The following is a 23,780-nucleotide window of genomic DNA, read 5'->3' on the forward strand; positions in this document are numbered from 1 at the left end:
TTTTTCATCTGTTGAAAACGTTGCGTGCCAACATTCCGTGACGGCCCGCCGGGATGATTTCGCCAGGGACGCTGCGCCGGAGCGCTTCCTGATCGATGGCGCAATTGCGTCCCGGGCCAGGAACCGCGTGATGACACACGCAGCGCCCCGCTCCGCCAGTCATGCGCTCCCTGTCCTGTCACGATGCCCGCGACCGGCCAACCGCGCCGGACAGCAGCGAAACCAGTTCCTTCGTGTCGATCGGCTTCACGAAATAATGGTCGAATCCCGCGGCCATGCTGTCTTCGCGGTCTTTTTCCTGGCCATAGCCCGTCACCGCGATCAGCATCGCGTCCGCGGTTTCAGGCGCGGCGCGCAGTCTTCGCGCCAGCGCATTTCCATCGATGTCCGGCAGGCCGATATCGAGCAAGCACACTTGCGGCGCTTCCTTGCTGGCCCGTTCCAGCGCGGCAAGCGAGCCATGTTCGACAATGACTTCATGCCCTGCCGCTTCCAGCAGCATCGCCAGCATCGCGGCTGCGTCCGCATTGTCATCGACCAGCAATACCTTCACGCGCTGCGATACGGCCTGCAGGTCGTCGGACGCTTGCGGTTCGCGCTCCTGCCTTGCCACCAGCTCGCGCGGCAGGCGGATCGTGAACCGGCTTCCCTTGCCGACGCCGCGGCTTTCGCACTCGACGCTGCCATGGTGCAGTTCAACCAGGTGCTTGACCAGCGCCAGCCCAAGCCCGAGCCCGCCCTGCGCCCGGTCGGAGGTGCGTTCGGCCTGGGAAAACAGGTCGAACGCGCGCGAGACGAGTTCCGGCGCCATGCCGATGCCGTTATCGCTGATGTCGACAAGCACCTGCGCATCGCGCACGTCGGCCGCGAGCGAGATCGTGCCATCTTCAGGCGTGTATTTCGCGGCATTGTTGAGGATGTTGACGATCACCTGCACCAGCCGTTTCCTGTCGCCGGTGACGGTGATGGCATGCTCCGCCAGATGCAGATCCAGGACCTGGCGCCGCGACTGGATGAGCGGCATCACCTGTTCGACTGCGTCGCTCACGACATCGCGCATGTCCAGCGACGCATTGTCGAGTTCGACCAGGCCGCGGGTCACGCGGGAAACGTCGAGCAGGTCGTCGATCAGGCTGGTCATGTGGCGCACCTGCCGGTCGATGACCTGGCTCGTCCGGCGCACATGCTCGTCATCGAGCTTCACCCTCTGCAGCAGCGTCGCGGCCGCCCCGATCGGCGCAAGGGGATTGCGCAGCTCATGCGCGAGCATCGCCAGAAACTCGTCCTTGCGGCGATCGGCGTCCTTCAACCTCTCCTGGTAAGCCTTGCGCTCGGTGATGTCGCGAAAGAAGAAGGCCAGGCAATCGTCGAGCGCCGGATGTGCCCGCACTTCGATCCACCCCTGCTTGCCGTCGGGGAAGGCATAAGGCATCTCGACGATTTCCGCCTTCCGTGTTTCCTTGACCTGGCGGTAGACCGCCTCGAGGCCTGTGCCCTTGAGCTCGGGCCAGATGTCCCAGTGGTTCTTCTCGAGGACCTCCGGCGCCGTGCGCTGCGTGATCCGCAGCCCTTCGCCATTGACCCGCAGCACGGTCCAGTCGCTGTCGAGCACGGCAAAGCCTTCCGCCATGCTGTCGAAGATGTACTTGCTCTGGTCCCGCTCGGCCCGCAGTTCGGTTTGCGACCGGGCATGCTCGGCGGCGGACCAGGTTCGATCGACCATGTCCTGGGCCACGGCGATTTCATCCGCTGTCCAGTCGTGGCAATTCGCATCGTGGATGTTGACGATGGCCCGCAGCGCGCCGGACTTCATCAGCGGTATGCCCATGAAGGACCGCACGCCGTTGGCCGCATAGACCGACGCATAAGCCGCCGACCGGGCGTCGCTCGTGACATCCGGCACGGCAAGCCAGGCGCCGGCGCGTATCGCCCCGGCCAGCACGGGGCCGAAATCGTCCAGGCGCAATATCGCGCCGGACATCGATGGCAGCTCGCCGTCGGACCAGTCGCGTTTCATGCTGATGGTTTCCCCGTGCCCGGCGACTTCGCCATACACAACCCGCGTCACGCCCAGATACCGGCCCAGCATTTCACAGGCGGATGCGATTACTTCGTCCGGATCGGTCAGCGGCCTTATCCGGTCGGCCAGGCGCAGCTGGAATTCCTGCCGCCGGTTGAACATCACGTGGCCGGTGGTTTCCACGCCGGAATTGAGCACGCCGATGACGCTGCCGGACGCATCGAACACCGGCAACAGCGAATAGGTGAAATAGACCTTTTCCAATGCGCCATTGCGCAAGATGGAAAACGCCATGTTTTCCATCGAACAGAATTCACCGCCCAGCGCGCGTTCGAGGATAGGCGCGAAGCTTTCCCGGGTTTCCTCCCAGCTTTCCCAGAACGGGCGCACCAGCGCGCCCGGATGCTTGGCGCCGATTAACTGCACATAGGCGTCATTGTAGAAATAGGTTAATTCGGGCCGCCATAGAAAACACATCGGGGCGTTCGAATTGAGCAGCATCCGGAGAATGCCGGTGACCGCAGCAGGCCATCGTTCCGGCTCGCCGCCGGGAAACGTCGACCAGTCGTGGCGACGAAGCAGCGAGCGAACCTCGCCCTCCCCGGCGAACAACGAATAATTTGACGAATATTCCATTGCGTCATTTTCGCACGGTGCGGTGACAGTTCAGGCGTGCGACTTTGCGCCGGACGTACGATCATGCCGTTTCGGGCGGCCGGCTCCTGCCCTTGCCTGTCGCAGCGGCCGGGGGACGCGCCGCGCGGCGCCGGGCAACCGGCGCAGTCGATAACGAATGGTAACTTTCCATCTTCCGCTGATCGCCCTGCGTGTCGGAAATCCTTACAACCATCGCCGTCGCCATGGATAGATTAAACGCAACTAATTGGTTTATATCAATAATTGCGCGCTGGCACTGTTATTGCAATGACTGCTGCATCACGAACCAGACATTGTCATTCCAATGCGCCGCTATCTACTTCGTCAATACATGCATGGTGAACAGAGCCATGACCCTGCGAACGTCACCGGCACGTTCGACGAACTCAAGCGGGCGCAGGCATTTGCCGGCATGCGCCTGTGCGACTTCAACGAGGTCATCGACAGCGATACCTGGGAAGTGGTGTGGCGCTTCAATACCGGCGCATCGAAACGGACGGGCAGCCCGGCGCTGCAGCTCTCGATCGAAAGCCAGGACGCGCGGCAATCGACTCATTGGTTCAACTAACCCTTCGCTACCCGCATTCCTCGATATATCCCGGTGCGGTTCAATTGGCCCGCCTGGCCGCGGCCATGGTCTGCAGCGCGCCCTGCACGCCCGGCTTCGCCGCCAGCGGCCGCGTCGCTGCCGGATGCACGTATTCGAATTTCGGCGTCAGACTGACGCCATTGACATCGTCGGGCGCGACGAACTTTGCTTCGATGTCCGATCCCGACAGCAGCCGGTAGTCATAACGCATCGGCAGCGCAAGCACGGTCCAGTCCACATTGATGTTGTTGACGAAACTGCCCTTGATCGCGGGCCCCGGCCGAGGCGCCGACCTGTCCTGTGAATACACGGCCCTGGCAAGATCCTTAACCTTGTCGCGCCAGTCCTTGATCTCGCCACCCTCCAGCTTCGCGCTTCCGACCACCAGGTTGTTGATCGCCTGGACCTGCTGTACGCCAGGCTGAACCCGCAGCATCACGCCATTAGTCGGGCGGTCATCGATGATCGTATTGCTGGCGAGATAAAGTGCACTGGCCGGCGACGCATAGCCCTCGGCGCCGAAGGAAATAATGGCGGGATTCCCGGTGGTCGCGGACTGTTCGATGATGTTGCCGACCAGATAAGCCAGGCCGCCATTCGGAAAATCAAGTTCGAGACTGCTCTCGCCGCCGACTTCATCGGTCAGTCGGTTGTAGAAAATATGGTTTTCCGCGGCCCGGCTCCTGAGCAGGCTGCCCTTCCTCGCCTGGTGGACATAGCTGCCGGTGACCTTCAGGCTGCGAATGCTGCCCACGTTCAGCTGATGGGTGCTGCCGCTGCCGTCGCCATTCTCGCCGAACTCGCTGTTTTCGATCTCCAGCACGCCATCGCCATCGGTGGCCAGCAGGCCGTTTTCATTGTCCCTGAATGAACAGCGGCGCACGACCAGGTGCCCGCTTTCGAGGACGATGGCGGCGCCATTGCGCCTGGGCGTGCGGGCGCCGCGAAAGTCGATGTCCTCGACGGTGATCCGGCCGCCGCCGATGACCCAGGTGCCCTTGCCCTGTACATGCGAGCCGGCGGCGATCAGCCTGACCCTGCCGCCGGCGCCGGCACGTATGGTCAGCTGGTCCTGTTTCCAGACCGCGACGTCGCCATAGTAGTCGCCGGGCGCGATGACGACCGTGTCGCCGTTGCCGGCAAGCGCGGCTGCCTCGGCAATGGTGCGCACCTGGCTTTTGCCGCCGACCTGGATGATCTCGCCCGCCAGCCCGGCGCCAGCAGCCAGCGCGAGCAGCGCGGCCAGCAATAAACGGCAGGGCCGGCCGCCAATGCGCATCCGGCGGCGCGGGTCATGGTTCATCGCACGGTAAGGCATGCGTACATCGATGCTTGATGGAATCATCATCGTCGGGTCGAATGAGGGCCAAGCAGTAATTTACAGGATCGGGTGGCAAATTTGGCAACGAAAGGCGGGTGCCGGCGATGTTGCCCCATTCGATTGCCCCTGGCTTAGTCCGCATGGCGCTCCGCGGAGCGCGAGGTCCGTGACGCATGGCGTGCGCCACATGTATCCGCCAACTCGGTTTATCCTAGCGCCGGGACGCGCCGGCCGACGGGGCCGGCCTTATCGGGCTGCTTAGCGACAAGGAGAGAGATGAAATTCTGCATCGTAGGATTGGGCGCCATCGGCGGCCTGTTTGCCGCCAGGCTGGCCGCGGCCGGGCACGAGGTGTCGGCACTGGCGCGCGGCGCCACGCTGGAAGCGGTGCGCCGCGACGGCCTGACGCTGCTCGAAGGCGAGCGCAGCCGCCAGGTTCGCATCGACGCGTCGGACGATCCGTCTGCGCTGGGTCCGCAGGACGTGGTCATCGTCGCGGTCAAGACCACCGGCCTGGCCGGCGCGGCCGACAGCATCGCCGCCCTGCTGGGACCGGGAACGACCGTCCTGTCGGCGATGAACGGCGTGCCGTGGTGGTTCTTCCACGGACTCGCGCCCGAACTGGGCCGGATTGCGATGCCGTCGGTGGATGCGGGCGGCCGCATGTCGCGTGCGATTCCTCCGGGGCGGGTGGTGGGCTGCGTCACCCACCTGTCGGCAGCGTCGCCGGCGCCGGCGACCGTGCGTTCGGTCGCCGGCAATCGGCTGATCATCGGCGAACCCACGGGCGGCGCCGCGTCGCCGCGCGCATCGGCAATCGCCGTGGCGTTGCGCGAAGCCGGCTTCGACGTGGAGGAAGCGGAAGTCATCCAGCAGGAGATCTGGTTCAAGCTGTGGGGCAACATGACGATGAACCCGATTTCGGCACTGACCGGGGCCACCGGCGACCGCATCCTGGACGACGAGCATGTGCGCAGCTTCATGTCGCGCTGCATGGTCGAGGCGGCGCAGATCGGCGAGCGCATCGGCCTGCCGATCGCGCAGGACCCGGAGCAGCGGCATGCGGTCACCCGCAAGCTGGGCGCGTTCAGGACGTCGATGCTGCAGGACGTGACGGCCGGCAGGCCGGTGGAACTGGATGCGCTGGTTGCGTCGGTGATGGAGATAGGCCGGCAGGTGTCGGTGCCGACGCCGAATATCGACGCGCTGTTCGGCCTTGCCCGGCTGCAGGCACAGGTGCGCGGCCTGTACTAGGCGCTGTACCAGGGCCTGCATCAGGGCCTGCAGCAGGCGGGAACGGCCGTACGGCGCAGCCGCGCCGCCCGCCGTGCAGCCTACCCCGCGACGCCCGGCAAAGCCACCGGCGCGCGCGACCAACCGGTCTGTGCACGGTCCGCCGGCTGGTCCCGGTCTTTCAGCCTGAAGATGCTGACCTCGGCGGCCAGCTGCCCGGCCTGCTCCTGCAGCGCGCCGGCAGCCGCCGCGGCCTGCTCGACCAATGCGGCATTCTGCTGGGTCACCTGGTCCATCTGGCCGATGGCCTGGTTGACCTGCTGGATGCCGGCGCTCTGCTCGTCGCTCGCCGCGGCGATCTCCGCCATGATGTCGGTCACCCGCTGCACGCTGTCGACGATGTCGCGTATCGTGGCGCCGGCCTGGCCGACCAGCTCGCTGCCGGCCTCGGCATTGCCGACCGACTCGGCGATCAGGTCCTTGATTTCCCTGGCAGCCGCCGCGCTGCGCTGCGCCAGGCTGCGCACCTCGGTCGCCACCACGGCGAATCCCCTGCCCTGCTCGCCGGCGCGGGCCGCTTCCACGGCGGCATTCAGCGCCAGGATGTTGGTCTGGAACGCAATGCCGTCGATGACGCTGATGATGTCCCGGATGTTCTTCGACGAGCGGTCGATCGCGCCCATGGTGTCGACCACTTTCGCCATCACGTTGCCGCCATGCGCGGCCACGGTGGAAGCGGCGACGGCCAGCTGGTTGGCCTGGCGCGCGTTGTCTGCATTCTGGCGCACGGTGGCGGTCAGTTCTTCCATCGCGGACGCGGTTTCCTCGAGCGAACCGGCCTGCTGCTCGGTGCGGGAAGAAAGGTCGAGGTTGCCGGACGCGATCTCGCTGGACGCGGTGGCGATGGTGCCCGCGCTGCGGTGCACGCTGCCGACGATGTTGACGAGGTTGCCGTTCATGTCCCGCAGCGCCTGCATCAGCTGGCCGGTTTCATCCCGGGAACGCGGGCGGATGTCGCTGGTCAGGTCGCCCTGCGCGACCCGCTGCGCGACCTTCAGCGCATGGCCGATCGGACGCGTGACCGAGCGCGCTATCAGCAGGCCGACGGCGAACAGCGCGGCGCCCAGCACGGCGGCAATGAGCAGGGCCATCCGGGTCCGGCTCCAGACCGCGGTGTCGACCGAATCGATATAGACGCCCGAGCCCACCACCCAGCCCCACGGGGCATAGCCCTTGACGTAGGACACCTTGGCGACCGGCGCGTCGCTGCCCGGCTTGGGCCACATGTAGAACTCGAAGCCGCCGCCGTTCTTTTTGACCAGGTCGACCATCTCGACAAAGATGCGCTTGCCGTCCGGGTCCTTGTTTTCCGCCAGGCTGGTGTTGTCCAGTTCCGGCTTGAACGGATGCATCAGCATCGTCGGCTTCATGTCGTTGATCCAGAAATATTCGCCATTGCCGTAGCGCATGCCGCGGATAGCCGACATCGCACGCTGCTGCGCTTCCTTGAGCGGCATTTCATTGGCGGCCACGCGGGCCTGGTAGTACTCGAGCGTGCCGTACACCGTTTCCACCGCCTGCTGGACGCCGTTCTGGCGCTCCTGCAGGATCACTCCGCGCTCGGTGTAGAGCAGGAAACCGGTGATGATGAGTATGCCGACGAGGGCATTGACCGTGAGGACGAAAAGCTTGTTGGCTATGGTGGGAGCAGGCAGCCGGAATGCATTCATGACCTAACCTTTTATTGGTATTTTTAGGAATGCCGGAAATTGCCGGGGCGCATGATAAAACGCTGCAGCCGCGCCAACCAACAGTTACAAAATTGGGGCCGGGCTGAAACTTTGGCAATTGCCGGTAACGTCGAGTACGGCATACATACAGCCGTACGCGTAGCAAGACGTGGGCGCGATCGCCGTGCACCGAAGAAGTTTCCAACAGGAATTATTTTGATTATAGTGAGCGTTTTAGCAAATAACAACAAGTAAATGCCATCAGGAAACACACTGTTGTATTGACTGCTGTCGCCGGCAGAAAGGCCCGGCTGGCCGCCGGCCGCCATGGTCTACGCACGCGATGCGATGCCTGCCAGCTGCCGGTTCCGCCGCACCTGCGCGAGCAGGCCGAGCATGCGCGTCCGCATGGCGATCCGCAGCTTTTCGATCGGCTGCGTCGCAAACCACACCACCAGCAGGGTGCCGCCGATCAGCAGGACCCTGCGTGGCCAGCCCGACGCATCCGCCGGACCCGCGTAGCTGAAAAACTGGATCAGCGGACGGTGCAGCAGGTAGAGCGGAAACGTGGTCGCGGATACGGTGGAGATCGTCGACTTCGCGGACGCGGGCAGCCGGGGCAGCGAACGGCTCAATCCATGCACGCCGACCAGGTGCATGAAAAAGGCAAGGCCGTCGATATAGCGGCCGAGGATCTCCGCGCCCATGATCTGGAAGCGCAGCGCAGGCAGGGACCGAAGGAAAGGCGAGGCTGCGAGCAGCGCGAGGCCGGTAATCGCAAGCACCATGCAGAGCGGTGTGCCCAGCGTCCTCGACTTGCACAGCCGGTAGGCGAGCAAGCCCAGTCCCCATACGGGAAACAGCGCCGCGATCACCGGGCCGCCCAGCAGCAGCAGGGCCGCAACCGCCAGCCATTTCAGGCGCTGTCTTCCATAAAAAATGACGCCGAACAGCAGGTAGTAGAACGCCTCGTAGCTCAGCGACCAGAATGCGCCATTAATGCCCGGCACCAGGTTCAGCTTCCAGACTTCCTGCAGCATCAGGAACGACGCAAGATAACGCAGCACGGGATGGTCGCCGGCGAACCAGGGCTGTCCGAGGTATAGCCCGGGCGCGGTTCGCACGCCGAACCAGTCCACGACGAATGTCAGCGCCAGCGCCGGCAGCACCACCGACCATAGCCGGGCGGCGCGGCTGACCAGGTAGTCGCCGGGCGCATGCTCCTTCACGTCGCTCACGTAGGCAATGACCAGCCCTGACAGCACGAAGAAGATCACCACGCAGGTGTCGCCATAGGCGCCCAGCGGCCAGAGAAAGCCGGCAGTCCAGTTCAGGCCGGCAGCATGGCCCAGGAAGACCACCATCGCGGCGAGGAAACGGACCAGGTCCAGGTAGGCGGAAAAATTCGACGGCATTGCTGAACGGCAGCATTCGCTGCTTTACATTGACAGGCTGGCGAGCATACGGACCGGCGAGATTGGGAAAACGGATATCGGCACGCTTGTTGATGATTTGCAGTGCCGCGCTGCCTGAACGGCTGCCGACGGCGCAACCGCCGGCCACCGGAAAGCCGGCATGCCGCAGGCCGGCGCTAGCCTTTCCGGCGCGGGTAGCCTTCGCGCGTGATGCGCTCCCAGACCGCGTCCTTTTCCTGCTGGGTCATGAATACCCAGTTCGCCACTTCGCCCACGGTACGTCCGCAGCCCCGGCAGATATCATCGAACAGGGTGGAACAGACGGCGACGCATGGGGTGTCAGGACGGTGTGGCGGGGGTTGTTGCATCGGGTTGGTCGCTGTGCGGGGAAGCCGCCATTGTACCGGTCCCGGAAAGCGGCAGGCGGACGGTGAAGGTGCTGCCCTGGTCCGGGCCGGGGCTGGCGGCGCTGACGTCGCCGGCATGCAGCACGACCAGCTGGCGAACCAGCGCCAGTCCGATGCCAAGGCCGCCCTGCGAACGGTCCAGCGCGCCGGCGCCCTGCACGAACACGTCGAACACACGCTCGACCAGTTCGGGCGGCATGCCTATCCCGGTGTCGCTGACGGTCAGCACCGCGCTGTCGCCGAGGGCGCCGACGTCGACCGTGATGCTGCCGCCGGGCGGGGTGTATTTCAGCGCATTGCTGACCAGGTTGGAGATGACCTGCTCGATGCGGGTCGGATCGGCGTCCACCCAGGCCGGCGTCGCCTGCAGCTGCAGCCGATGCTGGTCGATCCGCCCGGTGGTCTGCATGCTTTGCACGCAGTCCCGCACCGCCTCGGCCAGGTCCAGCCGCTGGCGCACCAGCGCCACCTTGCCGTTCATCAGCCGGCCCAGGTCGAGCAGGTCGTCGACGATATGGGCCAGGTGCCGGCTCTGCCGCTTGATGATGTTGCGGGCGCGGGCGGCGATGTCGGCCGGCACCGCCGGATGCTCCATCAGCGCGATCGAGTTGCTGATCGCCGCCAGCGGATTGCGCAGCTCGTGGCTCAGCATCGCCAGGAATTCATCCTTGGCCCGATTCTGGTTTTCCGCGAGCAGCCGCGCTTCCTGCTCGCTGGTGAACAGGCGCGCCCGCTCCTGCTCGACGACGCCGCGCGACTCCCGCTCCTGCTGCAGGATGCCGCCGGCCGCCACGAGCGCCGCATGCAGCCGGTCGAATTCGAGCACGCCCGACGCGAACTGCTGCGGCGCCTCGCCGCGGCCCAGCGCGGCGGCCGAGGTGACCGCGCTCTCGATGGACAGCGCCATGCGCCGGCTGAAGTACAGCGCCAGCGCCAGCGCGCAGATGATGGCCGCCATCAGGCCCATGGAGGCGACCATCACCGCGCGCCGCGCCGACGCCTCGATCACATCGACCGGAACGCCCACGGCGACGGTCCAGCCGGACAGGGCGGAACGCTTGAACGCATCGTAGACCCGGATGTTTTCGCGGGTGTCATGCTGCAGCACGCCCTCGGTCGCCGAGCGCGAGCTGTCGAACAATTCCTTGCGCACCGGCTTGCCGACCAGTTCGCTGGCGCGCTGGCTGCGCGCAATCGAGATGCCCTTGCGATCGAAAATGCCGATGATGTAATTGGCCGGGACTTCATTGCGCCGCAGTGCGGCGTCGAGGTCGGCCGGCGAGAAGGCCTGGTTGAGCACATAGCGCTGGCGCCCGCCATCGAGGACCACGGGCACCTCGATCGCCAGCACCTTGCCGCCGGCGACCGTACCGTCGAGCAGGTTGGAGACCCGCATGGCGCCGGTCCGCAGCACTTCGTGGCCGTATTCGGGATGTCCGCGCCGGGGCAACTCGGTGCCATAGGGAACCAGGGTATTGACCAGCTGCCGGCCGCTTTCGTCGAACAGCACGGTCCAGGATTTTCCACCCCTGTTGGCAAGGCTGGCACGCTCGTGGAATGCCTTGAAGTCGCCGTCGACCAGGCTGGTGGCCGTCGCCAGCACTTGCGCCCGCGCCTCGGCGATGCTGAGTTCCCGGTCCACGGCCAGCGTGGTCGCGCGCGCGGTTTCCTGCAGGCTGCGCAGTGCGGTTGCCCGCTCGGCCTGCATCAGCATGGACAGCGCGATGGCGGAGAACAGGATGATGGGCACCAGCACGGCCAGCGCCATGACAGCCAGGTAGGCGCGCGCTTTCAAGGGCCGATCCCCTGCCCTGCCGCCCGCCTCCGGCGCTGTTCCATTGCCTCGTTTACGCCCGCTATCATTTCCTCGCCAACCGCTCCACAGACCGCAGGCGTCCTGGATGACGCGATGCAAGAATGGACAAGATAATAGCCGGTTAGCACCCAAACCTAAATCACATTTTCTTCAAGCAATTTTTTCGCGGTTTGTAATGCGGCCAGCATGGCCTGGAATGCCGCATCCTGCTCTTCGCGCCCGGGCAGCCGCAGCACGTACGAAGGATGCCAGGTCGGCACGACCAGGCGGCCGTCCACTTCCAGCACTTGCCCCTGCACCGCCGACAGCGCCAGGTCCCGCCTGCCGGTCACCGCACGCAACGCGGTGCTGCCCAGCGCCACGACGACTTTGGGCGCCACCGCGGCGAGTTCCTGCCGGAGCCACGGGTTGCAGGCGTCGACCTCGCGCTGCGCCGGCGTCTTGTGGATGCGGCGCTTGCCGCGCGGCTCCCACTTGAAATGCTTGACCGCGTTGGTCAGGTAGGCCGCGTCGCGGGCGATGCCGGCATCCTGCATCGCCCGGTCGAGCACCTTCCCGGCCGGCCCCGCGAACGGCACGCCGATCAGGTCCTCCTGGTCGCCCGGCTGCTCGCCGACCAGCATCAGCCCGGCGGTGGCCGGCCCGACGCCGGCCACCGCCTGCGTCGCATTGCGCCACAGATCGCACTGGCGGCACTGCGACAGCGCGCTCGGCAGCGCGCGCACCGGCATCGCCTGCGCCGCCTCCACCCGCACCTGCGTGCCCTGCCGGTCACCGACGCCCTTCGCCTGCCCGACGCGCCGCGCGCCGGCGCCGGCGGCGCTGATCAGGCCGGGAATGAGCCGGCCTTCCGGCAGGTTCTTCCAGTAGCGGACCGGCATGTGCATTTCCATCGCGCCGGCATTGAGCCGCGACGGGTTGTAGATGCTGCGGTAATAGGCCAGCCACAGCGCTTCGCCCTGGTCGTCGATGTCGACTTCGGCCGGCCTGCCGGCCGGCGCGGGACCGAAGCGCACCGTCTCGCCGTCGGACGCCGCGGTGCCGTCGGGCGTGACGATCAGCCAGCTGGCGCGGCCCATGCGCCTGGCGAAATGGCCGGCCGCGTCCGCCAGCACGTCATGCGCCGGCTCGAACCAGGCGATGAAGCGGGGGTCGCCGGCGGCCGGGTCGCGTTCCCGGAAACGCACGAACGCATGCATCTTGTGGGCTTCGCGCTTGACCGCCTTCGCCATCGCATGCAGCCGCGCGCCGTCCGGGTCGGCGGCGGACATCGCGGTGGCGTCGCCCTGCTGGCTGCGCCACAGGATGCGGTACAGCAGCGCCCAGCGGTCCGGCGCGCGGAAGCAGGAAGCCGCTTCGAGCAGGGTCATCAGGCTTGATGAAATGCGCAGCGCCGCGCTGGGCGCGGCATCGATGCCGGCGACCGCGTCCGGCGCGTCGCCGAACAGGTCGGCCTCATGCTGCGCGGCCCAGTCCACTTCATGCGGGGCCGCGCCCAGCGTCAGCAGGCTGCGCGCCGCCTTGCGCCACTCGGCGAAGGTCGCGGCGGAAACCCGGTGGTTCAAGCCGCTTCCTGCAGCGCCGGGAACAGGCTCATCTGCTGCGGCGCCTCCGACATCATCCGCCGCAGCGATTCCGACGGAAGCGTGTCGCGCTGCGGCCGGTAATCCACGGTGACGATGAAGGGCTTGATCTTGTCCATGCTGCAGCGCAGCCGGGCCAGGTCGACATAGCGTATGCGCCGGCTGCGCCTGAGTTCGACGATGCGCTTGGCGTTGCGCACGCCGATGCCCGGCACCCTGGCGATCATCTGCGGCTCCGCCAGGTTCAGGTCGAGCGGAAACAGCTCGCGGTGCTGCAGCGCCCATGCGAGCTTGGGGTCGATGTCCAGCGCCAGGTTGCCGCCGCCCTCGGGCAGCAGCTCGCCGGCCTGGAAACCATAGCCGCGCATCAGGAAATCGGCCTGGTACAGCCGGTGCTCGCGCATCATCGGCGGCGGCCGCTGCGGCAGGCCGGTCGGGCTTTGCGGGATCGGGCTGAACGCCGAGTAGTAGACCCGGCGCAGCCGGTAGGCGCTGTACAGCGTCTGCGCGGTGCCGAGGATGGTGCTGTCGTCGGTCTGGTCGGCGCCGACGATCATCTGCGTGCTCTGCCCGGCCGGCGAGAAGGACGGCGCCCTCGGCTCCTCGGCCTTCTGGTCGATGCGCCGGCGGATCGCGCCCATCGCGAACTTGATGGTGTGCATGCTCTTTTCCGGCGCCAGCTTCTCGATGCCGGCGTCGGTCGGCAGCTCGATGTTGACGCTGAGCCGGTCGGCCCAGCGGCCGGCTTCCTCGATCAGTTCGGGCGCGGCGTCGGGAATGGTCTTCAAGTGGATATAGCCGCGGAACTGGTGCTTCTGGCGCAGCGTCTTCGCCACCAGGATCAGCTGCTCCATCGTGTAGTCCGACGACTGGATGATGCCGGAACTGAGGAACAGGCCGTCGATGTAATTGCGCAGGTAGAAGTCGACCGTCAGCCGGATCACTTCTTCCGGCGTGAAGCGGGCGCGCGGCACGTCGCTGCTGCGGCGGTTCACGCAATACTGGCAGTCGTACAGGCAGAAGTTGGTCAGCAGGATTTTCAGCAGCGAGACGCAGCGGCCGTCCGGCGTATAGCTATGGCAGATGCCGACGCCGTTGGTCGCGCCCAGCCCGTCCTTCCCCTTCGACGACCGGGTGGCGGCGCCGCTGCTGGCGCAGGAAGCATCGTATTTCGCTGCGTCGGCCAGAATCTCCAGCTTGTCGGTCAGTTCCATGGCGTCTTCCACTGTGTTTAATCACAGTATTTTACAGCAGTCAACGTCCTTCCATGCCGATCCCCGCAGTGTTTTTACATTCGGCGCGCAAATTAACAAGGCTCGCGGCAGCGCGTTGCGCGGCTAGCCTTTGCCGGCCTGCCATTCCTCACAAGGGAGCGGCCGGGCAAGCATGCCACCTGTCCAACCATGAAAGGAATGCATCATGCCGGAACCAGTCGCAAGCAGCCATCGTCCCGCCGCGCAGGTCACGTTACGCGGGCTCAGCGCCTCGGGGAAAACCCAGGCGAAAATAATCGCAGGCGAACTCGGCATAGACGCTGCGAAGCAGCCGAGGTGCATCAACAAGGCCATGAAGCAGATGTCGCGGCCGCAGTTGCTCAGCGCCCTTGACCGCCAGGAACGCGCCATCCACCAGCAGAAGCTCCACGACAGGCTGCTCATCGTCGCCCAGCGAAGCGAAGATGCAAGCCGGGCGGCAGGGAAACGGGAAGCGGCGGCCCAGCGGATCGCCGGCGCCACGGCGCGATCGCTGGAGCAGGCGGACCCGGAACTTGGCGTGGCTTTGATCGCAAGCCCGCGCAACCCGCGCATGCTGGTCACCCATGCGCCGGAAACGCCCGCCGACTGCCTGGTCCCGGCCTTCCATGATTTCCACCGCGCGAAGGATGCGGCCGACCGAACAGCCTATCGCATCGCGCGGGCGCAGACGTATCTGGCCGAAATGCTGCTGGACCGGTTTCCGGAAAGCGAGGAAGTCCAGGTTGCGTTTTCGATCGATGGGAAAACGGTGATGGTGTCGGCCAATATCGATGCGCAGAACGCGGCGATCGGTCGTTTCTGCAGCGATAAAAATGCCGAAAGCCTGATTGCAGCGCTGACCGGCAGGCACGAGGCGGCACTGGCCGACCCGGCGAAAGTGGACCAGTCCGATCGCACCATCCGGCACGCGGCGAAGCTGCAGCGCCACTGGCCGACGCTGCTGGAGGCCGACGCCGCCATCCGCGTCCCGGAACGGGTGAAAAAGCAGGATGGCAAACACGCGGAACTGCGCATCGCCGACGACCCGGCCTATTTCCTCGCAGGCGTCGCCCTGTTCCACCCGCCGACCGGCGTGCGCGAACCGTGCATCGCCTGCGCGATCGCGCTGCACGAGAAGACCGGGACGGCGCCGGCGCAAGCCACCGCGTTGTGGCTGACGCGTCCGACGCGCAAGGCACTCGGGCTGGTGGGGTCATCCGTCGAGGTGATGGGCGAACGCCTGTCCGGGGGCATACTCGTCCTCGCCGGAGAGCAGGTCCGCTTTGCCGAGAAAAGCCGCATCCGGGGCAATGCGCCCGACGGCTCGCCGCGGATCACCGCCAGTCATGCGGCGGACTCCGACAGCGACCTCGAGAGTCCCGGGCCGGCGACCCCCGTTGCGCGGAGCCCGGCATCGAAGCGGCGCGCCTGATGCGGTGAACGCGCGGGATGCGACGCGACATGCGCCGCACCCGCGCCCTGCCCTCAGGTCAGCACCTTGTCCAGCGTGATCGGCAGATCCCGCACCCGCTTGCCGGTCGCATGGTAGACCGCGTTGGCGATCGCCGCGGCCACGCCGGTGATGCCGATCTCGCCTATGCCCTTGGCGCCCAGCGGATTGATCTGCGCATCCTTTTCCGGCACCACGACGATGTCGATGACGCCGATGTCGGCATTCACCGGCACATGGTATTCGGCGAGGTTGGCATTGACCGGGCGGCCGGTGCGCAGGTCGTATTCGGTCGCTTCCATCAGCGCCATGCCGACGCCCCAGACCACGCCGCCCATCAGCTGGCTATGCCCGGTCTTTTCGTTGAGCAGCCGGCCCACGCCATAGGCGGCGCTGATGCGCGGCACGCGGATCTCGCCCAGCTCCGCATCGACATGCACCTCGGCGAAGACCGCGCCGAACGAGTGCATCGAATATTCCTCCTTCTCGCTGCCGGGCTTGGCTTCGGCGCTCGCCTCGATCGGCCGGCCGCCGTGTCGGGCCAGCACCGCCGCATACGGTTCGCGCCGGTCCGGCGCCGAGGTCAGCACCAGCCAGCCATTGTCCGATGCGATGTCGGCGGCGCTCGCGCCGGCCAGCGGCGAGCCGCGGTCTGCAATGGCAAGCGCCACCAGCTTGTCCCGCACCGCGGCAGCCGCCGCCTGCACCGCCGGCGACACGCTGGCGACCGACTGCGAACCGCCGGACACGGGCGCTTTCGGCAGCGCGGAGTCGCCCAGTTCGAAGCGCACCTTGTCCACCGGCAGGCCCAGCGCGTCGGCCGCGACCTGGGTCATCACCGTGTAGGTTCCGGTGCCCAGGTCCTGCGTGCCCGACTGCACCAGCGCGCTGCCGTCGGGCAGGATGCGCGCGGTCGCGGTGGCGGCGGAACGGTTGGCCGGATAGGTCGCGGTCGCCATGCCCATGCCGATCAGCGTATTGCCATTCCTCATCGACATCGGACGCGGGTCGCGCTTGGCCCAGCCGAAACGCTCGGCGCCGACCCGGTAGCATTCGCGCAGCGCATTGCTGGACCACGGCTTGTTCTTTTCCGGGTCGCGCTCGGCGTAGTTGCGCAGCCGCAGGTCCACCGGGTCCACCTTCAGTTCATAGGCCAGTTCGTCCATCGCGCATTCGAGCGCAAAGCTGCCGCTGGCCTCGCCAGGGGCGCGCGTGAAGGTCGGCGTGCCGGTGTTGAGCCGGCCCAGCCGGTGCGTGGTCTGCTGGTTGGGCGCGGCATACATCATGCGCGTGACCAGCGCCGACGTCTCGAGCCAGTCTTCCTGGAACGAGGTGCTGGCGACCACGTTGTGGCGCACCGCGGTCAGCGCGCCATCCTTCGCGGCGGCCAGCAGCATGCGCTGCTCGGTATGCGGCCTGTGGCCCACCGGCCCGAACATCTGCGGCCGGTCCAGCACCAGCTTGACCGGCCTGCCGGCGCGGCGCGCGGCCATCGCCGCCAGCACCACGTGCGACCAGGTCGAACCCTTGCTGCCGAAGCCGCCGCCGACATACGGGCAGATCACGCGCACCTTGTCGGGGGAGATGCCCAGCGTCCTGGCGACCGTGTTGCGGTCGCCCGTCACGTACTGGGTCGAGTCGTACAGCGTCAGGTGGTCGCCTTCCCAGACCGCGATGGTGGCATGCGGCTCCATCGGGTTGTGATGCTCGACCGGCGTGCGGTAGGCCGCGTCGATCTGCGCGACGCCGGCCGCGATGCCTTCGTCGAGCTTGCCGCGATTGGTGTCGGCCGGGCCGTTCTTGGCCTTCTTCGGGTCGACCTGCTGCAGCTTGGCCTTTTCGAAGTCGGTCGTCGCCTGCTCGGCATGGTAGGTCAGGCGCACGCGGCGGGCGGCATCGACCGCGTGTTCGAAAGTGTCGGCCACCACCAGTCCGACCGGCTGGTTGTTGTAGTGGACACGGTCGTCCTGCAGCAGGTTGAGCACGCGCCCGGCCGGCGGCTCGCCGGCGGCGGCCTTGCCGGCCGATGGCAGCCGGGGCGCATTCAGGTGCGTGATGACGGCGATCACGCCGCGCATCCTTTCCGCTTCGGCGCTGTCGACCCGGGTGATGCGGCCGCTCGGTATCGTGCTCGTCACCAGCACCGCATGCGCCAGCCGCGGTATCTTGTGCTCCGCCGAAAACGTCGCCGTGCCGGTCACCTTGCGTATGCCGTCGACCCGGTTCAATGGCTGTCCTGTCACGCTCATGCTGTCTGCCCCGCTATGCGCACCGCGCGCGTGATCGCCCGCTGGGCGAGGGTTATCTTGAAGCCGTTGTGCTCGTAGGCGCGGGCGCCGGCCAGCGCCGCCGTCGCGCACTGGCGCAGCAGCGCGTCGTCCAGCGGCTTGCCGACCAGCAGCGCTTCGGCCGCGGTCGCGCGCCATGGCTTGTGGGCGACGCCGCCCAGCGCGATGCGGGCCTGGCGCACCACGCCGTTGTCCATCTGCAGCGCCGCGGCCACCGACACCAGCGCAAACGCATAGCTGGCGCGGTCGCGCACCTTCAGGTAATGCGCATGGTCGGCAAACAGCGGCGGCGGCAGGTCGACCCCGAGGATCAGTTCGCCCGGCCGCAGCGTCGTGTCCCGCTGCGGCGTGTCGCCCGGCAGCGTGTGGAAGTCGGCGATCGGTATCGCCCGCTCGCCGTCGGCGCCGCGCACCCGCACCACCGCGTCCAGCGCGGCCAGCGCCACGTTCATGTCGGACGGGTTGGTCGCGATGCAGTGCTCGCTGGCGCCGAGGATCGCGTGGATGCGGTTGTGGCCTTCCTTCGCCGCGCAGCCGGAGCCGGGCTTGCGCTTGTTGCACATGTCGAAGGCGGTGTCGTAGAAGTAGTAGCAGCGGGTGCGTTGCATCAGGTTGCCGCCCACCGTGGCCATGTTGCGCAGCTGCGGCGACGCGCCCGACAGGAAGGCCTGCGTCAGCAGCGGGTAGCGCTGCCGTATCAGCGCATGGTTGGCCGTGTCGCTGTTGCGGGCCAGCGCGCCGATGCGCACGCCGCCCTGCGGCAGCTCGGTGATGGCCGCCAGCGGCAGCCGGCTGATGTCGATCAGCCGCTGCGGCGTTTCGACGCCGCCCTTCATCAGGTCGAGCAGGTTGGTGCCGCCGCCGATAAAGCGCGCGCCGGGCTGCTGGGCCATGCGCACCGCCTGTTCGACATCGGCCGCGCGTTCGTAGGAAACCGGGTTCATGTGGGCTGCTTTCTCGGCTAGGCCTTGTTGCCGGCGACATCCCGGACAGCGGCGACGATGTTGGGATAAGCGCCGCAGCGGCAGATGTTGCCGCTCATGCGCTCGCGGATTTCACTGTCGTCCAGCACGACGGGGATCTTGCGCACGTCGGGCGTGACCGCGCTGGCCGTGTTGGCCGCGGCTTCCTTCAGCAGGCCCACTGCCGAGCAGATCTGTCCCGGCGTGCAGTAGCCGCACTGGAACGCATCCCGCTCGATGAAGGCCGCCTGCAGCGGATGCAGCGCATCGGCCTGGCCCAGGCCCTCGATGGTGGTGATCTCCTGGCCTTCGTGCATCACCGCCAGCGTCAGGCAGGCATTGATGCGCCGGCCCTCGACCAGCACCGTGCAGGCGCCGCACTGGCCGCGGTCGCAGCCTTTCTTGGAACCGGTCAGTCCGACCACCTCGCGCAGCGCGTCGAGCAGGGTCACGCGCGGCTCCAGCGTCAGCCGGTGTTCCTTGCCGTTGATGCGCAGGACCACCGGCATCGCGTTGGCCGCCGCGGCGGCGGTCCCGGCGGGCCGGGCCGCTGGCGCCGCGTCGGCTGCACCGAGGGGCGCGGCAATGCCGCCCAGCGTGGCGACGGTGGCCTGGATGAAGCCGCGGCGGGAAATCGACGCGGGAGAGGGATGGGAGCCGGAATCGGAATCCAAATCGGGATCGGGAGCGGAATGGCCGGGATGCGCTTTCCGCGAACCGCTGTCGGATGAATCGTTCTGCATGGTCGTCGCCTGTCTGCCAACGGTGGTCCGGCATCGTGCCAGCCCACAACGGGCAGCACTGATGCAAATTCGATACCAGTTCGCTGACAGGGCAGCAATCGGCGGCCACGATGGCCGGCCGGCGTTGAAATATCGGTAGCCCCGTGTAATTTTTACATCCGCGCAATGGCGCTCCGTTCCAGCCTGGCAAACCGTCGCGGCTTCGTGTAACGTCCGCGAAGGTTTAATTCGAACAACAATCCGGAGACATCATGACCTGTTTTTCCCCGCGCTTTTCCGTCGCTGCGGCAGTCGCCGCGGCCTTGCTGGCTTCCGGCTGCGCTTCGGTCGGGACCGACCGGGCCGGCGCTGACGACGCTACCCCGCCCATCGTTTTCGTCCACGGCAACGGCGACAGCGCCGCGCTCTGGCAGACCACCTACTGGCGCTTCGAGAGCAACGGCTGGCCGCATTCGCGGCTGCATGCGATCAACCTGCCCTACCCGCTCGCGCGCGACGACGACGGCAAGCCGCAGCCCGGCCGCACTTCCACCGCCGAGCATCGCGATTACCTGAAGAGCGAGATCGACAAGGTGCTGCGCCAGACCGGCGCCCGGCAGGTGGTTTTGGTCGGCAATTCGCGCGGCGGCAATGCGATCCGCAACTACATCCAGACCAGCATGCAGTCGGGCACGGTCAACGTGTCGCACGCGATCCTGGGCGGCACGCCCAACCACGGCGTCTGGGCGCGGGCAGGCGACCGGGAAGGCAATGAATTCGCCGGCGCCGGGCCGTTCCTGACGGGTCTGAACGCGCCGAAAAACGCGGCCGGCGATGAAGTCGCCGGCCCGGTGCGCTGGATGACGATACGCTCGGACAACAATGACAAGTTCGCCCAGCCCGATGCCGGCTGGCCGGGCTCGAACGGCAAGCCGACCGGCGTCAGCTACGCCGGCCCGGAACTCAAGGGCGCGCAGAACGTGGTCATCGCCAATATCGACCACCGGGAAACCTCGTACAGCGCGCCGGCGTTCGAGGCCACCTACCGCTTCATCACCGGCCGCGCGCCGGCGACGACCGCCATCGTGCCCGAATCGACCGTCACGCTGTCCGGCATGGTGACCGGCTCGGGCGTCAATTCGCTGGATCCGAAAACCGGCAGCTTTTCCAACAACCTGCCGATACCCGGCGCAAAGGTCGAGGTCTACGCGGTGCAGGCCGGCGGCGCGGACGCGGGCAGCCGCATCGGCCAGGCGCTGCACACCCAGAGCATCGCGGCGGACGGCAAATGGGGACCGTTCAGGGCGCAGCCCGGCGTGCCCTACGAATTCGTCGTCAGCGCTCCCGGCTATGCGACCACGCACATCTACCGCAGCGGTTTCCCGCGTTCGAGCGACATCATCCTGCTGCGCCCGGAACGCATTGCCGAGGCTGACCGCAGCGCGAAGCAGATCGTGCTGATGACCCGTCCCCGCGGCTACATGGACGCCGCCCGCGACCGCATGCTGCTCGACGGCCGCGCGCCGGGCGGACTGCCGCCGCGCGGCGGCATGCTGGCCACCAGCAAGCTGCTGCTGCAGGAAGAGGCGCCGCGCACGGTGCAGGCCGAGTTCAATGGCGAACGGCTGGTCGGCCGCAGCTGGAACGCGGCGGACGGGCATGTGACGCTGCTGGAAGTGACCCAGTAGGCATAGCCAATACCGTGCAAGCCTGCCAATCTGACCGGCCTGGTCAGATTGGCAGGCGATTGTGATGCAATCATGGCAAATGCAGGACGCGAAAGCCCGCCTGTCGGAGGTCATCAAGCTGGCCCAGCATGACGGCCCGCAGGAAATCACCCTGCACGGCCGCCCGGTCGCGGTGCTGCTGTCGCGCGCCGAGTTCGAGAAGCTGTCAGGGCGCGGCCAGTCGTTCGTCGAATTCATGCGCAGCTCGCCGCTTTACGGGCTGGACGAACTCGAATTCGAGCGCGAGCAGACCGCGACCAGCCCGATGCGCGCGTCGTCAGCTGGCTCTCCCAGCGCCCGGCCGCCACCCTCTACCTCAGCGTGCTGACGCTCGGGGAACTGCGCAAGGGCATCGACACCCTGGCCGACCGGAACAGGCGGGGACTGCTGCAGGACTGGCTGGAAGTCGGGCTGCCCGCATTCTTCACCGGACGCATCCTGCCGGTCGACGCGGCGGTCGCGGACACCTGGGGACGCCTGCTGGCCAGCGCCGGCCGTTCGCTTCCCAGCATCGATGGCCTGATCGGCGCCACCGCGGCGCGGCACGGGATGAGCATGGTCACGCGCAATGCGAAGAACTACGCCGGCCTGGGAATCGCGGTGATCAATCCGTGGGATGCGTAATCCAGCCCGCTTCCAGGCTTACCGCCCGCAGTGAAACGCAGGCTGCAGGAAGCCAGCGCACCGCGCTTCATGACGCCAGTGCGGCCGCCACCGTCGGGTACCTCAGCCGCATTCCCAGCTCTTCCGTGATCCGCCGGTTCTGCAGGCGCCGCGACTCCGACATGAAGGACAGCATCATCGGCGACACCATGTCCCGCAGCTGCTCGCGCGGCAGCCGCGGCGGCCGCGGCAGGCCGCGGGCGTCGGCCACCGCATCGAAATACTCGCCCATGCGCATTTCGCTGTCGTCGACCGCGTGGTAGATGCGCGACGGCGCGGCCCGGAACAGCGCCAGCGCGATCAGCCTCGCCAGGTCGTCCGCGTGGATATGGTTGGTGTAGACATCGTCGTCATGGGCCAGCGCCGGCGTCCCCTTCTGCAGCCGCTCCAGCGGCAGCCTGTCCTGCGCATAGATGCCCGGCACCCGCAGGATCGCCAGCCGGCTGCCCGAGCGCCGCGCCCAGCGCCGCAGCGTGCGTTCGGCATCGACCCGCCGCACCGCGCGCGGGTTGGCCGGGCGCACCGGGCGGGTTTCGTCGAACGCCGCGCCGCCGCAATCGCCGTAGACGCCGGTGGTGCTGACATAAACCAGTGTTGCCCCCTCGGGTAAAATGGCGGCCAGGTTGCGGGTCCGGGTGTCGATTGCGCCAGCAGACGGCGGCGGCGCCAGGTGGACGATGAAACTGGCCAGCCGCGCCAGCCGCGCCAGCGTCGCCGGCCGGTCCAGGTCGGCGGTCAGCGGCACCGCACCGGCCGCCCGCAGTTCGGCATGCCGCCCCGGCTGGCTGGTGACGGCATATATCCGGAAACGGTCGCGCAGCAGCGGCAGGAGCCGCATGCCGACATCGCCGCAACCGAGCACCAGCAAGCGCGGCTTGCCGATTTTATTCATGGACACTTTTTTCATCTGCGGGATTGTATGACTTTTCAAGTAACGGTAGAGCCCAGCGGCCGCCAGTTCAGCTGCGACGAAGACGAGACCGTGCTCGCCGCGGCCATCCGCGCCGGCGTCGGGCTGCCCTACGGCTGCAAGAACGGCGCCTGCGGCAGCTGCCGCGGCAAGCTGCTGTCGGGCGAAGTCAGCCACCGCGCCCACCAGGAACGCGCGCTGCCGGTGGCCGACGAGGCGCGCGGCTTTGCGCTGTTCTGCTGCGCCACGCCGCACAGCGACCTGGTGATCGAGGCCCGCGAGGTGCTGGGCATCGGCGAATTCCCGATCAAGAAGATGCCGACGCGGGTCGCGAAGATCGACCGCGTGACCGATGACGTCATCATCCTTTCGCTCCAGCTGCCGGCCAACGAGCGGCTGCAGTACCGGGCCGGCCAGTTCATCGAATTCATCCTGAAGGACGGCCGCCGCCGCAGCTACAGCATGGCCAATGCGCCGCACCTGGACGAACAGCTGACGCTGCACATCCGCCACCTGCCCGGCGGCGTTTTCACGGACCATGTGTTCAACACGATGAAGGAGCGCGACATCCTGCGCTTCGAAGGCCCGCTAGGCACCTTCTTCCTGCGCGAGGACAGCCCCAAGCCCATCGTGATGCTGGCTTCCGGCACCGGCTTCGCGCCGATCAAGGCCATGGTCGAGCAGGCGCAGCACAACCGGCTTGCGCGGCCGATCACGCTGTACTGGGGCGGCCGCCGGCCCGGCGACCTGTACATGGATGCGCTGTGCCGCGAATGGGCCGGGACGGTGCCGGGCCTGCGCTACGTGCCGGTGGTGTCGGATGCGAAGCCCGAGGACGACTGGCAGGGCCGCACCGGATTCGTGCACCAGGCGGTGATGCAGGACCTGCCCGACCTGTCGGGCTACCAGGTCTATGCCTGCGGCGCGCCGGCCATGGTGGAGGCGGCGCAGGCCGACTTCGTTGCCCGCTGCGGCCTGCCGCCGGACGAGTTTTATGCCGACGCGTTTACGTCGGAAGCCGACCTGGCGCCACCGTGATTGCGCAAACCCGG

At 67.0% G+C, this 23,780-nt stretch carries 19 protein-coding genes; 7 read left to right on the plus strand and 12 right to left on the minus strand.

Translation table 11 applies throughout. The annotated features are described in order from the left end of the window. Nucleotides 1-178: 178 nt before the first annotated feature. Nucleotides 179-2,656, minus strand: coding sequence for an ATP-binding protein (locus tag QOL82_RS08855; RefSeq protein WP_283441894.1), 2,478 nt, complete (start codon nucleotides 2,654-2,656; stop codon nucleotides 179-181). A 352-nt stretch (nucleotides 2,657-3,008) separates the two neighbouring features. Here QOL82_RS08855 and QOL82_RS08860 point away from each other — a divergent pair, with 352 nt between their 5' ends. Continuing rightward, nucleotides 3,009-3,245 (plus strand): hypothetical protein, encoded by a 237-nt coding sequence (locus QOL82_RS08860; protein WP_283441895.1) that lies wholly within the window; start codon nucleotides 3,009-3,011, stop codon nucleotides 3,243-3,245. A gap of 40 nt (nucleotides 3,246-3,285) precedes the next feature. On the opposite strand, the gene QOL82_RS08865 is transcribed toward QOL82_RS08860, so the two are convergent. Continuing rightward, nucleotides 3,286-4,614, minus strand: a complete 1,329-nt coding sequence (locus QOL82_RS08865; RefSeq protein WP_283441896.1) for a right-handed parallel beta-helix repeat-containing protein — start codon at nucleotides 4,612-4,614, stop codon at nucleotides 3,286-3,288. 249 nt (nucleotides 4,615-4,863) lie between these two features. Between QOL82_RS08865 and QOL82_RS08870 the strand changes: the two genes are divergently transcribed. After that, nucleotides 4,864-5,841, plus strand: a complete 978-nt coding sequence (locus QOL82_RS08870) for a 2-dehydropantoate 2-reductase (RefSeq protein ID WP_283441897.1) — start codon at nucleotides 4,864-4,866, stop codon at nucleotides 5,839-5,841. 80 nt (nucleotides 5,842-5,921) lie between these two features. Here QOL82_RS08870 and QOL82_RS08875 read toward each other — a convergent pair whose 3' ends face one another. From QOL82_RS08875 to QOL82_RS08900, 6 genes are all read right to left on the minus strand, one after another. Then, nucleotides 5,922-7,550: a methyl-accepting chemotaxis protein gene (locus QOL82_RS08875; protein WP_283441898.1), complete on the minus strand. Its 1,629-nt coding sequence runs from the start codon at nucleotides 7,548-7,550 to the stop codon at nucleotides 5,922-5,924. Nucleotides 7,551-7,882: 332 nt separating this feature from the next. After that, nucleotides 7,883-8,965, minus strand: coding sequence for an acyltransferase family protein (locus QOL82_RS08880; RefSeq protein ID WP_283441899.1), 1,083 nt, complete (start codon nucleotides 8,963-8,965; stop codon nucleotides 7,883-7,885). Between the two features lie 176 nt (nucleotides 8,966-9,141). Beyond that, nucleotides 9,142-9,333, minus strand: coding sequence for a DUF1289 domain-containing protein (locus QOL82_RS08885; protein ID WP_283441900.1), 192 nt, complete (start codon nucleotides 9,331-9,333; stop codon nucleotides 9,142-9,144). Further along, entirely contained in the window at nucleotides 9,305-11,167 is a 1,863-nt protein-coding gene (locus tag QOL82_RS08890) for a sensor histidine kinase (RefSeq protein ID WP_283441901.1), read from the minus strand. Before QOL82_RS08890 ends, QOL82_RS08885 begins: the two co-directional genes overlap by 29 nt. Before the next feature lie 155 nt (nucleotides 11,168-11,322). Continuing rightward, entirely contained in the window at nucleotides 11,323-12,753 is a 1,431-nt protein-coding gene (locus tag QOL82_RS08895) for a UdgX family uracil-DNA binding protein (RefSeq protein ID WP_283441902.1), read from the minus strand. After that, nucleotides 12,750-13,985, minus strand: coding sequence for a putative DNA modification/repair radical SAM protein (locus QOL82_RS08900; protein ID WP_283441903.1), 1,236 nt, complete (start codon nucleotides 13,983-13,985; stop codon nucleotides 12,750-12,752). The genes QOL82_RS08895 and QOL82_RS08900 overlap by 4 nt, the downstream gene beginning before the upstream one ends. A 205-nt stretch (nucleotides 13,986-14,190) precedes the next feature. Between QOL82_RS08900 and QOL82_RS08905 the strand changes: the two genes are divergently transcribed. Beyond that, entirely contained in the window at nucleotides 14,191-15,438 is a 1,248-nt protein-coding gene (locus QOL82_RS08905) for a hypothetical protein (RefSeq protein ID WP_283441904.1), read from the plus strand. A 53-nt stretch (nucleotides 15,439-15,491) separates the two neighbouring features. Here the strand turns inward: QOL82_RS08905 and QOL82_RS08910 are convergent, their stop codons facing one another. From QOL82_RS08910 to QOL82_RS08920, 3 genes are read right to left on the minus strand one after another with little or no spacing between them, the layout of a single operon-like run. Continuing rightward, entirely contained in the window at nucleotides 15,492-17,705 is a 2,214-nt protein-coding gene (locus QOL82_RS08910; protein ID WP_283441905.1) for a xanthine dehydrogenase family protein molybdopterin-binding subunit, read from the minus strand. Beyond that, the gene (locus tag QOL82_RS08915) at nucleotides 17,702-18,688 is read right to left on the minus strand and encodes an FAD binding domain-containing protein (RefSeq protein ID WP_283441906.1); all 987 of its coding nucleotides are present in this window, start codon (nucleotides 18,686-18,688) and stop codon (nucleotides 17,702-17,704) included. Before QOL82_RS08915 ends, QOL82_RS08910 begins: the two co-directional genes overlap by 4 nt. A gap of 17 nt (nucleotides 18,689-18,705) precedes the next feature. Then, a complete protein-coding gene (locus tag QOL82_RS08920; RefSeq protein ID WP_283441907.1) occupies nucleotides 18,706-19,449 on the minus strand; it encodes a 2Fe-2S iron-sulfur cluster-binding protein in 744 nt (247 codons plus the stop codon). 251 nt (nucleotides 19,450-19,700) lie between these two features. Between QOL82_RS08920 and QOL82_RS08925 the strand changes: the two genes are divergently transcribed. From QOL82_RS08925 to QOL82_RS08935, 3 genes are all read left to right on the plus strand, one after another. Continuing rightward, nucleotides 19,701-21,116, plus strand: coding sequence for an alpha/beta fold hydrolase (locus QOL82_RS08925; RefSeq protein WP_283441908.1), 1,416 nt, complete (start codon nucleotides 19,701-19,703; stop codon nucleotides 21,114-21,116). Nucleotides 21,117-21,180: 64 nt separating this feature from the next. Further along, nucleotides 21,181-21,483: a type II toxin-antitoxin system Phd/YefM family antitoxin gene (locus tag QOL82_RS08930; protein WP_283441909.1), complete on the plus strand. Its 303-nt coding sequence runs from the start codon at nucleotides 21,181-21,183 to the stop codon at nucleotides 21,481-21,483. Next, a complete protein-coding gene (locus tag QOL82_RS08935) occupies nucleotides 21,390-21,779 on the plus strand; it encodes a type II toxin-antitoxin system VapC family toxin (protein WP_283442103.1) in 390 nt (129 codons plus the stop codon). Before QOL82_RS08930 ends, QOL82_RS08935 begins: the two co-directional genes overlap by 94 nt. A gap of 67 nt (nucleotides 21,780-21,846) precedes the next feature. Here the strand turns inward: QOL82_RS08935 and QOL82_RS08940 are convergent, their stop codons facing one another. Further along, nucleotides 21,847-22,710, minus strand: a complete 864-nt coding sequence (locus tag QOL82_RS08940) for an SDR family oxidoreductase (protein ID WP_283441910.1) — start codon at nucleotides 22,708-22,710, stop codon at nucleotides 21,847-21,849. 27 nt (nucleotides 22,711-22,737) lie between these two features. Between QOL82_RS08940 and QOL82_RS08945 the strand changes: the two genes are divergently transcribed. Next, the gene (locus tag QOL82_RS08945; protein WP_283441911.1) at nucleotides 22,738-23,766 is read left to right on the plus strand and encodes a CDP-6-deoxy-delta-3,4-glucoseen reductase; all 1,029 of its coding nucleotides are present in this window, start codon (nucleotides 22,738-22,740) and stop codon (nucleotides 23,764-23,766) included. Nucleotides 23,767-23,780 lie beyond the last annotated feature (14 nt).

The organism is Noviherbaspirillum suwonense (assembly GCF_900182955.1).
Classification (GTDB): domain Bacteria; phylum Pseudomonadota; class Gammaproteobacteria; order Burkholderiales; family Burkholderiaceae_D; genus Noviherbaspirillum_A; species Noviherbaspirillum_A suwonense.